This window comes from Cupriavidus sp. HMR-1 (genome assembly GCF_000319775.1).
GTDB classification, from domain to species: Bacteria; Pseudomonadota; Gammaproteobacteria; order Burkholderiales; family Burkholderiaceae; genus Cupriavidus; species Cupriavidus metallidurans.
The window spans coordinates 1-14725 of the sequence record NZ_ANKP01000226.1 but is presented as its reverse complement, the minus strand read 5'-3'; the positions used below and the strand labels follow the sequence as shown (position 1 = coordinate 14725).

15 protein-coding genes are annotated in these 14725 nt (G+C 65.3%); 6 read left to right on the top strand and 9 right to left on the bottom strand.

Features of this window, described 5'->3' with window-relative positions; all coding sequences use genetic code 11:
- Nucleotides 1-18: 18 nt before the first annotated feature.
- Nucleotides 19-1611, bottom strand: coding sequence for a diguanylate cyclase (locus tag D769_RS21820; RefSeq protein WP_008649526.1), 1593 nt, complete (start codon nucleotides 1609-1611; stop codon nucleotides 19-21).
- Nucleotides 1612-1741: 130 nt separating this feature from the next.
- On the opposite strand from D769_RS21820, the gene D769_RS21815 reads away from it, so the two are divergent.
- Together D769_RS21815 and D769_RS21810 are read left to right on the top strand one after the other, a co-directional pair.
- Complete coding sequence (locus D769_RS21815; protein ID WP_008649524.1) at nucleotides 1742-2209, top strand: hypothetical protein; 468 nt, start codon at nucleotides 1742-1744, stop codon at nucleotides 2207-2209.
- A gap of 32 nt (nucleotides 2210-2241) precedes the next feature.
- A complete protein-coding gene (locus D769_RS21810; RefSeq protein ID WP_008649522.1) occupies nucleotides 2242-2583 on the top strand; it encodes a hypothetical protein in 342 nt (113 codons plus the stop codon).
- A 99-nt stretch (nucleotides 2584-2682) separates the two neighbouring features.
- Here D769_RS21810 and D769_RS21805 read toward each other — a convergent pair whose 3' ends face one another.
- Complete coding sequence (locus D769_RS21805) at nucleotides 2683-3195, bottom strand: hypothetical protein (RefSeq protein WP_008649521.1); 513 nt, start codon at nucleotides 3193-3195, stop codon at nucleotides 2683-2685.
- Between the two features lie 125 nt (nucleotides 3196-3320).
- Nucleotides 3321-4490, bottom strand: a complete 1170-nt coding sequence (locus D769_RS21800) for an MFS transporter (protein ID WP_241227893.1) — start codon at nucleotides 4488-4490, stop codon at nucleotides 3321-3323.
- Nucleotides 4491-4761: 271 nt separating this feature from the next.
- Between D769_RS21800 and D769_RS21795 the strand changes: the two genes are divergently transcribed.
- Both D769_RS21795 and D769_RS21790 read left to right on the top strand, forming a co-directional pair.
- Nucleotides 4762-5763 carry a LysR substrate-binding domain-containing protein gene (locus D769_RS21795; RefSeq protein WP_008649517.1) on the top strand — a complete coding sequence of 334 codons (1002 nt, stop codon included), beginning with the start codon at nucleotides 4762-4764 and terminating at the stop codon, nucleotides 5761-5763.
- Nucleotides 5764-5813: 50 nt separating this feature from the next.
- Nucleotides 5814-6200 carry a hypothetical protein gene (locus tag D769_RS21790; protein ID WP_008649516.1) on the top strand — a complete coding sequence of 129 codons (387 nt, stop codon included), beginning with the start codon at nucleotides 5814-5816 and terminating at the stop codon, nucleotides 6198-6200.
- Nucleotides 6201-6220: 20 nt separating this feature from the next.
- On the opposite strand, the gene D769_RS21785 is transcribed toward D769_RS21790, so the two are convergent.
- The 6 genes from D769_RS21785 to D769_RS21760 all read right to left on the bottom strand — a co-directional run bounded on the left by D769_RS21785 (nucleotide 6221) and on the right by D769_RS21760 (nucleotide 13162).
- Entirely contained in the window at nucleotides 6221-7837 is a 1617-nt protein-coding gene (locus D769_RS21785) for a phospholipase D family protein (RefSeq protein ID WP_008649515.1), read from the bottom strand.
- A 21-nt stretch (nucleotides 7838-7858) separates the two neighbouring features.
- Nucleotides 7859-8686 (bottom strand): mechanosensitive ion channel family protein, encoded by an 828-nt coding sequence (locus tag D769_RS21780; protein ID WP_040011188.1) that lies wholly within the window; start codon nucleotides 8684-8686, stop codon nucleotides 7859-7861.
- An 86-nt stretch (nucleotides 8687-8772) separates the two neighbouring features.
- Nucleotides 8773-8952: a hypothetical protein gene (locus D769_RS21775; protein ID WP_040011187.1), complete on the bottom strand. Its 180-nt coding sequence runs from the start codon at nucleotides 8950-8952 to the stop codon at nucleotides 8773-8775.
- Nucleotides 8953-8989: 37 nt separating this feature from the next.
- On the bottom strand, nucleotides 8990-10447 hold the full coding sequence (locus D769_RS21770; protein WP_008649513.1) for an efflux transporter outer membrane subunit: 1458 nt from the start codon (nucleotides 10445-10447) through the stop codon (nucleotides 8990-8992).
- A 2-nt stretch (nucleotides 10448-10449) separates the two neighbouring features.
- Complete coding sequence (locus D769_RS21765; RefSeq protein WP_008649512.1) at nucleotides 10450-12024, bottom strand: MDR family MFS transporter; 1575 nt, start codon at nucleotides 12022-12024, stop codon at nucleotides 10450-10452.
- Entirely contained in the window at nucleotides 12017-13162 is a 1146-nt protein-coding gene (locus tag D769_RS21760; RefSeq protein ID WP_008649511.1) for an HlyD family secretion protein, read from the bottom strand. Before D769_RS21760 ends, D769_RS21765 begins: the two co-directional genes overlap by 8 nt.
- 107 nt (nucleotides 13163-13269) lie before the next feature.
- On the opposite strand from D769_RS21760, the gene D769_RS21755 reads away from it, so the two are divergent.
- Nucleotides 13270-13971, top strand: a complete 702-nt coding sequence (locus tag D769_RS21755) for a CerR family C-terminal domain-containing protein (protein WP_008649510.1) — start codon at nucleotides 13270-13272, stop codon at nucleotides 13969-13971.
- A gap of 423 nt (nucleotides 13972-14394) precedes the next feature.
- Nucleotides 14395-14725: hypothetical protein (locus D769_RS21750; protein WP_008649508.1), on the top strand; the 331-nt coding region annotated here is incomplete at its 3' end.

The window sequence follows — 14725 nt, the reverse complement described above, 5'->3', positions numbered from 1 at the left end:
TCGCGAATTCATTCCGGGTCAGTTGCCGCGCAGTTCCAGATAGAGCCCGCCATCGACCACGTAGCGATTCCGGCCCGCCCGCTTGGCGCGGTACATGGCGCTGTCGGCGCGATGTAGCAGCGGCTCGAGGCGCGGTGCGTCGGGCACGGCGCAGACCGCGCCGACGCTGATCGTCACGAACGGCTGCACCGGCGTGCCGTGGTGGGGAATGCCCAGCTCGCGCACCGCTGCCACCATCCGGCGCGCGATGGTTCGCGTCTCCTCGGACGTGGAATCCGGCAGCACCACGGCAAACTCCTCGCCACCCAGGCGGGCGCAAAACTGCGTGCCGTCGAGCACGCAGGTCAAGGCCGTCGCGACCTGCCGCAGGCACTCATCGCCACGCGGATGGCCATAGAGATCGTTGAACTGCTTGAACAGGTCGACATCCAGAATCAGCAGGCCGATTTCCGTGCCGCGTTCGTAGGCGCGTGTCACCGCGGCATGCGACTCGCGCTGGAAGTAGCGGCGATTCGGAATGCCGGTCAGGGCATCGACGTCGAGGTCCGCCTGGGCGCGCGACAACTCCTGCGCGGTCTGCCCAAGCTGCATGGCCAGCGCCTGCTCGCGCGACTGATAGCGGCTGATGTCGCGCATGAACACGAGCCTGCCGATTGGCTTGCCATCCATCCGGCAAACGGGCTCCACCGTCAGTTCGTACTGCGCGCCCTGGGGAATCCCGGGATTCGTGCCGACGTCTTCGGCCGTGGTCGGCAAAGACAGCAAGTCCTGCCACGTGGCAGGCGCCACCTCGCCTTGCGCCAGTTCCGGCAACATGCGCGCCGCCGCGGGGTTGAACTCGACGATGGTGCCGTCCAGGCCGAGGATCACGCAGCCTTCGCGGATAGTGTCGAAAACACGCAGCCGCGCGTAGTGCCCGACATCGTCCAGATGCGATCGCAGCGCACAGAACCAGACCAGCACCGTCATGACCGAGAACGTGGCCGGTGTGAGATCACCGCCGAGCGGGCCGGTCAGGCGTTCCAGATAGGCGAGATGAAAGACCAGCGGCAGCGCCAGGCCGCACGCCAGGATGTTCCGTCCGCGCACCGACAACGCCGCGTTCGGCACCTTGGCCGTGATGAGGAAGTACAGGCTCAGTCCGAGCAGCGCATAGGTCCACGCCGCCATGATCGTGTAGCCGATGCCGTGGTGGAACACAGCGCCGGGTGATACACCGGGGGGCATCAGTTCGATCGAGGTCCAGACCAGATGGTGGCGCTCATTGGTAAACACGAGCACGACCGACAGGACGGCCGCCATCACGGGCACCCATAGCTTCGACCAGGGCACCACGAAATGCGGCCGGCTGACATGGATCATCGCCACGAGCCAGCCAATTGGCACGGCCACGATCCCGAGGTACTGGAGCTTGGCCCAGAAGATCCGCCCAGCCATGTCCGATTCGCTGATCTCGAGCAGCCGTCCGCCGCTCCAGACCACCACGCCCCCGGCCAGCAGCAGGAACGCCCTGACCGTAGGGTCGTCACGGCGCGGCCAGGCGGCAATGGCCATGCCCACGCTGCACACCACGGCGATGGTCAGACAAAGGACGAGAGGATACGATGGCATGGAAGGTCGGCCGAACCAGATCGGGGCCCCGACTGGCTGTGCGGGGCGAACCATTATAGGCTTGCGCAGTCCGACACTGGCGCGGCGCCCGGTGGCGCCGCCAATGCACAACACATCCGGAAAACCGAACGTGCCAATCATTCTCCTGGGGCTGGCGTTACTGGCTGCCTTTGTCTACGGCGTCGTGCAGCTCTACCTGAAAGTAGCCGCCGCTTACGGCGCGATCGCCGGCACCGCCGCAGTGGTTGCGCTGCTTGCCGCCCTGACCGCGCTGGCCGTGCGCTGGCTGCAACGCTATCGGGCCATCCACGGCAAGCGTGTCAACGGCGAGCGAGTGCTCGCGCTGACCGGAGACTGGGGTAGCCTGAGGCTGGACGCCGAGCGCAAGAACGGTGTCCTGGAGATGAATGGCCGGCGTGTCGTGCTGATCTTCGCCGATATCGGCGAGGCCCGCGCCGTTGCCGCCGATGGCAAGTGGCACATTGCGCTGACGCTGCACCACCACACGCCCGCAGACTGGAAGATCCCCGTCGCGGACGGCAGCACCGCCAACCGCTGGAGCAAGATCTTCACGCTGGCGGCAGCGCAGAAACTCTAGAAATCGCTGTTATCTTCACAAGGAGCCTCCGCATGACTCGATCGAACCGCCAATTGAAGCGACTGACCACCGCCAGTGCTGTCGCGCTCGTCGCCATGGTGGCCGGTTGCGCGTCGCAACCGCCGGCAGAGCCGATTCCGAACCCGGGCCCCCAGGGTGGCCGTGGCACGCCGGAGGGTTGCCAGGCCGACAAGCTGGGCGACGAGGCGCTGATCGGCAAGACCGAAGCCGAGGCCGCCGCCCTGCTCAAGGGCTGTGCCTGGCGCTTCGGCAGCCGCGACGGCCAGAGCCTGCCGGCCACGATGGACTACAACCCGCAGCGCCGGTCCATCGACGTGGTGGGCGGCAAGGTCACCGCCGTTCGTCGGGGCTAACTTCGGGGAGACTTCGCGGATGCCTTCGCGGCTAACTGCGCGGATGCCCTGGTGACTAATCTCGCCGCCAGGGCAGTACCGCATCGGGTAACGCGGCCGCTACTTCGAGCGGCTGCGGTCCGCGCCGTACGTATCCATGATGATCATCGTGCGATCCAGCACCCCGTTATCGTCGAAGTAGGCGCTGAAATGCGCCGGCACGTAGCCGGGCAGGTACATGCGGTACGACCACGCCTCGCGCTTCATCAACGGGTAGTACTGAATTGGCTCGCGCGGCATGCCCCAACGTTCCAGAACGTCCCGCTTGGTCCAGGCGTTGGGCTGCGCCTTGTAGATTTCGGCCTCGGTCAGCATCTGCCGGAACGCGATCAGCTTGCCCGACCCATCGAAATCGGCCGCGTAGACGTCATACCCGTAGGGCTGTTTCGAGTAGATCCAGCGCAGCGTACCGTCGGCAAGCTGATGCGTCTCGGTGGGCTTGCCAAATGTGTCGCTCACGGCCGACTGCGGACTCCCGATCATCTTCTGCCCGGTCTCCACGGGTTGCAGCGACGCACATGCGCTCAAGACCAGGGCGGCGATCCCCATCCAGACGGGTAAACGAAGTTGCATGGTTGGCTCCGGTATCGGTGAGACTCTCGTGCCCAGCATACTCCACTTGGACTGCTTGAGCGCGTATCTCGCCTGCTACGTAAACACCGAAGCGCCAGGGTTTATTCCGCAAGACACATAGCCCATCATGCCCGTGCCGGGCGCATGGGCGCGCGCGCGATCGCCCGATCGTCAATCGGCCAGTGCAGCGCGGCGGCAATCACCCCCAGTGCCATCGCCCCCATCCAAACCAGGTCATAGGACTGCGTCAGCTCGAACACCACCCCACCCAGCCACACGCCCAGGAACGAGCCGAGCTGGTGGCCGAAGAAGACGAAGCCGAACAGCGTGGTGATGTAGCGCACGCCGAATACCTGGGAGACGATGCCGCTGGTCAGCGGCACGGTGCCGAGCCACAGGAAGCCCATCACCGCTGCGAACGCATACAGACTCATCGGGCTCAGGGGTAGCAGCACGAACAGGGCCATTGCCGACGTACGCGCCAGGTAGATGCCGGCTAGCAGGTACTTCCGCGTATGCCGCCCGCCCAGCCAGCCGAACGCATAGGTGCCGAAGATATTGGCCAGCGCGATGATGGCCAGCGCGGCCATGCCGTCAGCGGGCTGCATCCCCTTGTCGCGCAGGTAGGCGGGCAGATGGTTGGCGATAAAGGCCAATTGGAAGCCACATGCCAGGAAGCCGAGGTTGAGCAGCCAGAAGCCCGAGTGGCTGAAAGCTTCGCGGATGGCGGCCAGCATCGGCATCGGTGGCTGGCCCCCAGTCGCGGCGTCGGATGCCGGGGTGCGATCGCGGAACGGCAACACGAACGGGATCAACACCGCCGCGCATACCGCCAGCACCATCAGCGCATTCGTCCAGCCGGCGAACGACAACAGCGCCTGCGCGGATGGAACCATCAGGAACTGGCCGATGCCACCGATTGCCCCGGCGATGCCCAGCGCGCGGCTGCGGTCCTCTGGCGGCACCATGCGGCTCAGCGCGCCATAGACCACGCCGAAGGTCGTGCCAGACTGCGCCACGCCGATGCAAACCCCGGCAACCAGCACGAATGCCGGCGCGCTCGTGATCACCGCCATCCCGTAGAGGCCCAGCGCGTACAGCACCAGACCGGCCAGCATCACCTTCCAGGAGCCGAACCGGTCGGCCACCATGCCGGTGAATGGTTGCGCGATGCCCCAGGTCAGGTTTTGCACGGCCATGGCGAAGCCGATCGACTCGCGCGTCCAGCCGCGGTCGCCGGTGATTGGCAGCAGGAATAGCCCTTGCACGTGCCGCGCGCCCAGCGCAAGGCCCATGACCAGCCCGCCGGACAGCAACAGGAAGACGGTATCGCGCCACCATGGCGCCGGGGCCGCGGGCTGCGATGCGGCGCGAGTATGGGAGCGGGAAGCGTTGGTCATGCTGTCGGTCTGATGGGAGCCTTGAATGTCCTCCATTTCATGCGCTCCGGTGCGGCGGTTCAATCGACATTTCGGGCGTTTTGCCATGCGCCGCACGCATGGCAAAAGATGGCGAGCCATGCTGTAATGGGGCCATTCGCCCCTGCCACCGCCATACGCTCCCGTCATGTCCGAACCGCTCGCCCGGCTGTTCTCCCTCGACCTGCTCAAGGGCTTCGTCGCCGTGGGCCGGCGCATGAGCATCACGCAAGCCGCCGAGGACCTCTGCCTGACCCAGTCGGCCGTCAGCCGCCAGGTCCGGGCGCTCGAAGAGCAGCTTCAGGTCCGGCTGTTTATCCGGCGGCACCGGGGTGTCGCGTTCACGCCGGAAGGCGAGCGGCTGTTCCGCAGCGCCGACGGCGCCTTGCTGCAACTGCAAAACGTGGCGGCGGAGCTGCGCAAGCGCGATGGCCGGCAACCCGTGACGGTAACAGCCAGCATTGGTGTGGCGGGCCTCTGGCTGTTGCCGCGGCTGGGCTCGCTGCAGCGCCAGTACCCGGGTCTGGACGTGCGACTGTCCGCCAACAACCAGATCAGCGATCTGCGTGCCGATGGCATCGATCTGGCGATCCGCTATTGCCCGGCATCGGCCGCGCCGCCCCTTGCTGTCCATCTGTTCGACGAGACCATCGCCCCGGTGGCGAACCCCTCGGTGGGCGCCCACCTCGTGACGACGCCCGAGGCGCTGGCGGAACTGCCGTTGATCGAGTTCGATGATCCACGCCCATGGCTGCACTGGCGCAACTGGCTCGGTGCGCAAGGCTACCGCCAGGCCAGCCGCCGCGGCATCCTGCGCTTCAACCAGTACGATCAGGTGATCCATGCAGCGCTGGCCGGGCAAGGCGTGGCGCTTGGCCGCCTCGAACTGATCCAGTCGTGGATCGACGGCGGCCAACTGGTGGTTGCCGCGACCGGTGGTGCAGCCATGCCCAGCCCCAACGCCTTCTGGCTGATTCACGCCAGAGAGCAACCGCGCGAGGACGTCCGGCGTGTGGCGGAATGGATCCGGAGTGAAGCCGCCGGCATAGCCGCGACTGGTGGCGCCAGCCACTCACCCCCCGCACCCCCAATCCCTACTTTGGTGGGGCAAGCAAACCCGCCGTCAAGAAACGGGCGTCTGATCCGATAAGATGGTCGACGGTCGCCGAATGGCGTCCAGCGTGTTGATGTGGAGCCACCATGGACCCCCTTTCGTTCGAGTTCGTGACTGTCGAGGAAGCCAAGAAGGTACTCGATGGGAATATGCCGCCTGCTGCGCGGACCGACTGGACCGAGATGCGCCAGCCCTCGGATGCCACCGAACAGACGCTGACACCCGAAGCACTCAGATGGCTCGCCCAGTTGCCGCGTGAAATCCGGCCGCTCGAACTGTTCCACACCTATCCGCGCATTGCCAATCAGTTGGCCAGGCTAGCCGCCCCGGCCGCTGTATCAGCATTCCTCGCCGACCTGCTGATCGACAAGCGTGGCGACCGGCAGGGCTTTCCAGGCGGTATCGCGCCGGAGCTTTCGAAGCTTCAGGAGCATCTGCTGCAACTGCTCCAGTCCCCCGACGCCACCGCCTGACACACCACGGATCCCCTCGGCTACAGCTCATCCTCCAGCGGCAGGAGTCCCAGAAAGTCGATGCCGATGTGCTGCCACACGCTCATGCCGGGCTCCTTGTCGTTGGTGACTTCCTTGCCCTGCTCCATCGTTGTCCACGTCAGGCCTTCCTGACCCGCTGCATCGGTACGCACCCCAATGCGCCACGCGATCTCGGGCAGCCGCTTGTCCACGTCGGACACGAACCAGGCAGCCAGCGTGGGGCTGTCGAGCACGACCCCCATCTCGGTATTGAGCCGGCTCGATCGCGGGTCCAGGTTCGGGGAGCCCACGAACAGGAACCGCCGGTCGACGACATAGGCCTTGGCGTGAAGGGTTGCGCGGCTCGATGTGAAGGTGCGAGCGTGTCTGCCACGATCTTGCGTCAGGCCGGTACTGGCGGTGGGCTTGAGTTCGTACAGTTCGATTCCGGCGTGGAGCAGCGCCAGACGGCGTGGCGCGTAGCCCGCATGGACCGCGGAAACATCCGTGGCCGCGAACGAGTTGGTCAGCACCCTCACCTTGACGCCGCGTTTGACGATGGCAGCCAGCCATTTCTCGGTGTCGTCGTCTGGCACGAAGTACGGCGAGATCAACACCAGTTCGGTCTGCGCCGCCTCCATCAGCGCCCGTAGGCGGGGAATGGCGTGAGTCGACGGGTCGTCGGGATCGCTCTCGATCTTGTCAGGCGAGTCGGCAATCACGCGCGCGCTGCCGACGTGACCCGGCAGATGACCCACTTCGATGCCGCGCGCCAGCCCCGAGTCCAGCAGCTCCTGCACAAAGGGACTGGCACGAGCGATGTCTCCCTTTGCCTCGACTTCCTTGCGAAAGCGTCGCAGTTCCTCCGGTGCTTCCTTGCCCTCGGGCACCAGCGCGGCCACCGGATACGCGCTCTCGCTGTTCCAGTACTGGTCGAACACCTTGCTGGCGGCCTGCACGACGGGCCCGGCCACCATCACATCCAGGTCGCTGAAATCGACGTCGGGTCGGGCCGAGAAGTACGCATCGCCGATATTGCGGCCACCGACCACGCCAACGAGGTTGTCCGCCACCATCAGCTTGTTGTGCATGCGCCGGTCAAGGCGGCCGAAATCGACCATCATCTCGGCCCAGCGCGCGGAGCGGTTGGCAAACGGGTTGAATAGCCGGGTCTCGATGTTCGGATGGGCATCAAGCGCCGCCCAGAGCTTGTCCTGATTGGTGGAATGCAGGTCGTCGATCAGCAGGCGCACCCGCACGCCACGGTCGGCGGCATCGATCAACTCTCCGAGCAGGGCACTGCCCGTGGTATCCGCATCAAAGGAGTAGTACTGGAGATCGAGCGTCTTGCGCGCCGCGCGCGCCAACGCCATGCGGACCGCCAGCGCATCAGGCCCCGAACCCAGCGGATAGAAGATCGATTGACCCGGATTCCGCGCCAGTCGTGGCGCCAGGGAAGTGGCCAGCAGCGTGTCGCTGGTATCGGTCGACGCGTAGCTCGGCGTGCGGTCAGGATGCGCAGGCAGACTGGCGCAACCTGCCAGCACCAGGATGCAAGCCGACAGATAGGCCGACAGGCAGGCCGTCAGAAACCGGGGGCCAACGCTCGTACTCCGTTGTTGCAACGCCTGCGCCATGGCGGCCCCCAGGTGGTTGGTTCACTGCTGCGCGACGCTCTTCCGCGCCGGCTCGCGATAGTAGCCACGCACGATCTGCTGCGCTACGGGCAGCCTGGCGCTAACCGGGGCCGGAAACCGCACGATCGCGTCGAAGCGGTCCACGTCCACCGGCTCGAACAGCACGCGCGGCTCGAACTGCGACAGGTCGACGAACCGCATGTCGCCATAGCGCCGCAGCGTCCGGCCAGCTTCTTCCATGAAGTCCTCGCAAGCCTGCCGCGCCACCTTGATCAGGCGCGCCTCGACATCCTCGGGGTCCACACCAACCTCCAGCGGAATGCGCACGGTATCGAGCGTATAGGCACCGGCCTGGGAATGGTTGCGCACCGCCGTGGTCAGCAACATGCTGTTGGGCACCTGCACGGTGAAGCCTGTGTAATGGCGCGCCTGCGCCACCTCCACCAGCGTGGTCGACATCACATCCATGTCGATGACCTCGCCGCCGAACGGCCCGATCTCCACCAGGTCGCCCAACTGGAACGGTCGCGTGACCATGCGCATGAACGCGCCCAGGAAACACATCACCAGTTCCTTGCCGACCAGCAGCAGTGCCGCGGCAAACGCGGCCAGCGAGATCGCCACGCTTTTCAGTTCCGACACCCAGATGCCCAGCAGCAGCAGGAAGGTCACCGCCGCGACGAAGTTCCGCGATGCCACGGTCCAGGCGCGATAGCTGCCGCGATTGTCGGCCTGCAGGCGGGCCGAGAAAAAGCGGTTGATCAGCTTGACCACCATCGTGCCCACGAGGACCACGAACAGGCTGGTGACCACGTTGATCACGATGCTGTCGTTGGCGTTGAAATGCATGGTCATTCGTCCCGGGTTCGCGCCGCCCCAAGTCGCCTGTCACGCACAAAGCGGTGGCAGGGCGCGCCTGTCCTGGGGAATTCTAGTCACACGGCACCGCCCTGCACCAGCGTATTCCATCCGGTTTCGTGCGCCGGGCCCGTCCCGCTACCCCGAGGCGCGATGCAGAACATCAAAACTGAATCGTCGAGCGGGGGCAGAATCGCCCGCGCCTGCCGCCACTGCGCGGTGCCATTCACAAGGATCGAGATGATGTTGAAGTCCACCCGCCGCTGGTAAACGCGCCGCAGTAAGCGGGCCGGGTCAGGAGGCTGGCGCTGCGGAAGATTGCCAGCCGAGGCCCAGCGACTTCTGCAGCGAGACGAAATCCTTGAGGAGATCCGCATCGCCCGAGATGCGGCTCTGTTGGGCCACCACTCGCGTGCGTTCGACGTCGAGCCATTCGAGCATGCTGGCCGTGCCGGCGCGGTAGCGCTGCTGCTGCAGCGTCGAGGCGCGCTCCGCCGATGCTTCCACGCGGCGCAGCACAACCACGTGCTCACGCTGATGGCCGTAGCGCGACAACGCGACATCGGCATCGCGCAGTGCCTTCAGCACCACGCTCTCGTAGCTGGCCTCCGCTTCGTCACGCCCGCCCTCGGCGCCCTCGACCCCTGCGGCCACACGGCCGAAATCAAGGATGTTCCATTGCAGGCGCGGCAGCGTCATCCACGTGCCATTTTCCTTGCGCGCGAGGTGGCTGGGGTCCGTCGCCGCGAAGCCCAGCGAGCCGAGCAGCGACAGCTTCGGAAACCAGTCCGCCTTGCGCACGCCGATCTGCGCCGTGCTCGATGCCAGACGCCTTTCGGCGGCGCGGATATCGGGACGTGATTTCAGCAGCGCGGCCGGATCGCCAACCGCGACGGTTTCCGGCACGCCGGGCAACGGCTTCGGCGCCGATAGCTCCGCGTCGAGCGTCCCCGGCGAGCGACCGGTCAGCATCGCAAGCTGGTCCAGCGATTCGGCGATGCTGGCTTGCACCGGCGACATCTGCGCGCGCGTGTTGTCGAGTTGCGTCATCAGCCTCTCCACCTCAAGCTGCGATGCCACACCGCGCGCGCGACGCTGCTGCGTCAGGTCGAGCATCTCCGCCTCAAGCTGCTCGGACGACGCCAGGTGCGCAAGGCTTTCCTGCTGCTCGCGCAGCGTGATGTAGGCCTGTGCCACTTCGGCGGCCAACTGCACGTGGGCATCGGCCAGTTGCGCATCGGCGGCATCGGCTTCGGCCGACGCGGCTTCGATCGAGCGACGCGTACCGCCGAACAGGTCGATCTCCCAGCTTGCGTCGAAGGCTGCGATATAGAGCGACAACGGCCCGCGCCCGGCATTCGACGAGCCCTGGCCCGACAGCGCGGACAGGTTCGGCGAGCGCGTGCGCAACGTGGCCGCATCGACGGCAACCGTCGGGAACAGGTTGGCCTTGTTCCCGGCCAGTCCGGCACGTGCCTGTCGCACGCGCGCGCGCGCCACGCGGATATCGGGACTTTGCTTCAACGCCGATTCGATCAGTCCATCGAGTTGCGTGTCGCCCAGCGCGTGCCACCAGTCAGCGACACGCGGCGTCTGGCTGTCGGTGCCCTCCCCGGCGCGGGGAAATTTGCCGGTGTCGATCGCGTTACCAGCCACCTGCGGCGCGCCGCGATAGTCGGGGCCAACGGTGCAGCCCGCGGCGAACATCGCCGCCGCAAGCGTCAGCAAGGTGGCACGAAAGGAAACAGACATGATCAGTGACCGGTGGAAATAGGTGCGCCCGGACGGGGCGGTTTCAGCAGCAGGGCCAGCGGCACACAAAACAGCAGTGCCACGCCGAGCGCGAAGAAGGTTTCGGAGAACGTCATCACGGCCGCCTGGCGGGCAATCTGGCCACTCAGCTGGGCAATCGCCTGCAACTGGGCATGGGCATAGTCGCCGCCCTGGGCCATGAAACTCGCGATACTCGATGTCATGTGCTCCTGACCGATCGCGCTATTAGCGGTCACCGATTCGCGGATCACCGAGTCGTGATAGGCATTGCGCCGGTCGATCAGCGTGCCGAGCAGCGCGAGGCCAATCGAGCCGCCAAGATTGCGCGCCATGTTGTACAGGCCCGCGGCATCGCCCGCTTCGTGCGTGGCCACGGCGGCCATCGAAGCCTGATTCAGCGGCATCATCGCCAGGATCTGGCCGAAGCCCCGCAGGATCTGCGACGCGTAGAAGTCATGACCAACGCTGTCGACGGTCAGGCCGATATCGAGCATGCAACTGGCGAAGAAGCACACCAGCCCCGAGATGACCAGCCAGCGGCTGTCGAACTTGCCGAGCATACGCGGCAGCACGGGCATCAGCAGAAACGCGGGCAGGCCCGACAGCAGCATGATGCCGCCCGCCTGCTCGGCGTTGTAGCCGGCGATCGTCGCCAGAAACTGCGGCAGCAGGTAGGACACGCCGTACACCCCGGCGCCCACCGTGGTCACGATCAGGATCACGCTTGCGTAGTTCTTGTTCAGCAGCAGGCGCAGACGCACGATCGGCTGCTTCGCCGTGAACTGCCCGATGAGCATCAGCGCCAGGCCGCCTGCCGTCAGCAGCGACAAATAGACAATCAGGTGCGACTCGAACCATTGCTCGCGCTGGCCTTCCTCGAGCACCACGGTCAGGGAGCTGAGACCCACCGCAAGGCCAACGATGCCGAGCCAGTCGGCCTTGAAGAATGCGTTGAAATCCGCGCGCTCGGATTTCAGGCCGAAGTACAACAGCGGCACCAGCACCGCCGTGATCGGCAGATTGAGGAAGAAGCACCAGCGCCAGTTGACGTTCTCGGCCAGCCATCCGCCCACCACCGGGCCGAGCAGGGGCCCGAGCAACACGATCAGGCCGAACATCGACATCCCGATCGGCATCTGGTGCCGGGGCAGCCGCGTCCGCACGATGGTCTGCGCGGTCGGAATCATCGCACCGCCGGCAATCCCCTGGCCGATACGGCCGACCACCATTTGGGTCAGGCTATGCGACATGCCGCACATCATCGAGAACGCCGTGAACAGCAGCGCGTTCCACATCAGGAAGCGGCGCAGCCCGAACACTCGCGTCAGCCATGCCGTGAGCGGAATGATCACGATCTCGGCCATCAGGTAGCCGGTAGAGATCCAGGTACCCTCGGTACCGGCCGCCCCGATCTGGCCCTGGATCTGCGGCAACGCCGAGTTCGTGATGGAGATATCGAGCGTGGCCAGAAGCGCCCCGAGGGAGCCGGCTGCCACGGCAATCCAGTCCGCCGCGGAAGCGTTCGGCTCCCGCGCGATTGCGGCCGCTTCAGCCATGGGTGGCCTTGATGTCGGCCTGGCTCCTGGCGGGATGGAGCTCGCGCGTGTCGATGTCGACGACTACCGACAGGCCCGGCACCAGGATCGCGCGCGCTTCCGTCGGCACGTCCACATGAATCCGCACCGGCACGCGCTGGACGATCTTGGTGAAGTTGCCCGTGGCGTTCTGCGCGGGCAGCAGGGCAAACTGCGAGCCGGTACCGGGCGACAGGCTATCGACCACACCATGCAGCTCCTCACCGGGTAGCGCGTCGACGTGGAGCGTCACCGGCTGGCCGGGGCGCATGCGGCCCACCTGCGTTTCCTTGAAATTGGCGGTCAGATAGAGGTCCTGCACCGGCACCACGGTCAGCAGACGCATGCCGGGCTGGGCGAACTGGCCGACGCGCACACCCTTGTCGGCAACACGCCCGGCCGTGGTGGATCGCACCACGGTGTCATCGAGATTGAGCTTTGCCTGACGCGCGCTGGCCTGCGCCACGTCGAGCTGCGCATGCGCCTGCTCGATCCGCGCCTTCAGCGTCACCGTCTGGCTTTGTTCCACTCGCAAAGCGGCCTCGTTGGCCGCCAGCGTGGTGGATGCGCGGGTCTGCGCATTGCTCAGCTCGGCAGTGCGCTCTTCCGTTTCGGCGCCCGATTTCACCAGCGGCGCATAGCGTTCCACCTGTGATGCCGCATAGCGCGAATTGGCTCGCGCGCCATCCACTTCCGCGGCAGCCTGCGCGATCCTCGCCTGCTGCTGCGCGAGATCGGCTTCCGCGCGCGTCACGTCGGCCTGCCGCGAAGCCACGGTCGCCTGCGCCTCGTCATAGGCCGCCTGGTACTGGCGATTGTCGAGCCGCACCAGTTCCTGGCCCGCCTGGATCTGCTGGTTGTCGCGCACGTAGACTTCGGCCACGTAGCCGTTGACCTTGGGTGCCACCGTCACGCTGTCGGCCTGGATATAGGCGTCATCGGTGCTTTCGATGAAACGGGCATAGAGCCACCAGCGCACGCCGTACGCCAGGACAAGCACGAGAAGCAGCAAACCCGCGCCAAGCAGGATCTGCTTGCGGCGCGAAGTGCGGTCGGAAACGGCGGATTCTGGCGCGACGCCGGCTGGCGACGCCGTTGCGGCGGAATGGGTGGCGGACATGGGGACGCGGGGACTTCGAAGCCGGAATGGCCGAGCAATTATTCCACTTGGTAAAAATCTGTCAACTGGTATATTTCTGTCTGAATTCAGCGACAAGGACTTCCGACATGGCGCGACACAGGCCTGCGGCCGAAGGCGGTTACCAGCGTGGCGAAGAGACTCGTGCCCGTATCATCGATGCGGCGCTGCGGCTGTTCGGCACACATGGCTTTGACGGCGCTTCCACCCGCGACATCGCGCGCGAAGCCGGTGTGAACGCTCCGGCACTCCAGTACTACTTCGATAACAAGGAAGGGGTCTACCTGGCATGCATCGACTACTTCGTCGAGCGAGTGTGGTCGCTGCTGGAGGAAGTTGTGGGCCGGGCGGAAGCCGTGGTGGCCCGGGAAGATGCCAGTGATGCAGAGCTGATCGACGCCTACCTGGCGCTGCAGGCGCGCTTCATGGCCTTTCTATATGAGGGCCCCGATACAGAGCACTGGCGTCAGTTCATGGCCCGTGAACGCGCGGGACTCGGCCCCCCGGCGGCATTCGACCGCTTCGATGCCGGCATCAACCACCGGCTGTTCGCGCTGACCACGCATATCGTTGGCCGCCTGACCGGGCAGCCGGCCACGGCGGAATCCACACGTATCCGCACCATCGCCATCGACAGCCAGGTGGCATCGTTCAAGGTGATGCGGCGTCATATTCTCAAGGCGTTGAACTGGCAGGGCTATGGGGAAGCCGAGACGCAACGCGTGCAGGATGTGATGCACGACCAGACACGGACCCTGCTCGAGGGCTTGGTCGCCCAACGCGACAGGTGAGTTGGCATAACTAGAGTAAATACTCTAATCATGCCGCGCTGGGCGATAGTTTGGCGCAATTTTCTGTTTTAAATTAGGCGCTTAGACATCATCACCGGCTTCGGTTACCCCGTAGTCACTCACCATCTTTAGCAGAAATATGATTGTGCTTCGAAGAAAGCCCTTGCTTATCTATCTAGTAGTAGATAATATTTGGCTCATGGACGACGCAATGCAGCAAAGCAGTCCGCAGCACCAAGCCGATCCACGCAATACCAAGTCGTTTGTCAGTACCGGGAGGCGGTCTTTTTTTTAGCCCTGGTTACCTATCTATCAGTAGATAGCAACAGCGCCCGAACCAAGACCCCTGAGATTCGCAGCACAGAATACCGGCCCCGCGACCCACACACCAAGATCGCCCGGCCCTTCGCAAGGAGAGCAATCATGAACGCCAAGACCATCCTGACCGCCGCAGCACTCGCCGCCGCTTTCGTCACTGGTGCCGCACAAGCCGCCCCCGCCGCCCAGAAGGCCGGCGAAGTCTACGGCTACAGCTATCGCGTGAACGACCAGCGCAGCGCCTTCACCGACGGCGCACGCGTCGGCAAGACCGACCCGTACACCGATGGTGCAAAGGTCGGCAAGGCTGACCCGTTCACCGACGGCGCCAAGGTAGGCAAGTTCGATCCGTACACCGACGGCGCCCGCATCGTCGCCGGTCTGGACCGCACCGGTGTCTCGAGCGAACCCGCCCGCAAGGTTGACCCGTACCTCG

Excerpts from the sequence above, each read along its gene's own strand:
- D769_RS21820 (WP_008649526.1), bottom strand. The coding sequence starts at position 1,611 with ATGCCATCGTATCCTCTCGTCCTTTGTCTGACCATCGCCGTGGTGTGC.
- D769_RS21810 (WP_008649522.1), top strand. The coding sequence starts at position 2,242 with ATGACTCGATCGAACCGCCAATTGAAGCGACTGACCACCGCCAGTGCT.
- D769_RS21805 (WP_008649521.1), bottom strand. The coding sequence starts at position 3,195 with ATGCAACTTCGTTTACCCGTCTGGATGGGGATCGCCGCCCTGGTCTTG.
- D769_RS21800 (WP_241227893.1), bottom strand. The coding sequence starts at position 4,490 with ATGGGCCTTGCGCTGGGCGCGCGGCACGTGCAAGGGCTATTCCTGCTG.
- D769_RS21795 (WP_008649517.1), top strand. The coding sequence starts at position 4,762 with ATGTCCGAACCGCTCGCCCGGCTGTTCTCCCTCGACCTGCTCAAGGGC.
- D769_RS21790 (WP_008649516.1), top strand. The coding sequence starts at position 5,814 with ATGGACCCCCTTTCGTTCGAGTTCGTGACTGTCGAGGAAGCCAAGAAG.
- D769_RS21785 (WP_008649515.1), bottom strand. The coding sequence starts at position 7,837 with ATGGCGCAGGCGTTGCAACAACGGAGTACGAGCGTTGGCCCCCGGTTT.
- D769_RS21780 (WP_040011188.1), bottom strand. The coding sequence starts at position 8,686 with ATGCATTTCAACGCCAACGACAGCATCGTGATCAACGTGGTCACCAGC.
- D769_RS21770 (WP_008649513.1), bottom strand. The coding sequence starts at position 10,447 with ATGTCTGTTTCCTTTCGTGCCACCTTGCTGACGCTTGCGGCGGCGATG.
- D769_RS21765 (WP_008649512.1), bottom strand. The coding sequence starts at position 12,024 with ATGGCTGAAGCGGCCGCAATCGCGCGGGAGCCGAACGCTTCCGCGGCG.
- D769_RS21760 (WP_008649511.1), bottom strand. The coding sequence starts at position 13,162 with ATGTCCGCCACCCATTCCGCCGCAACGGCGTCGCCAGCCGGCGTCGCG.
- D769_RS21755 (WP_008649510.1), top strand. The coding sequence starts at position 13,270 with ATGGCGCGACACAGGCCTGCGGCCGAAGGCGGTTACCAGCGTGGCGAA.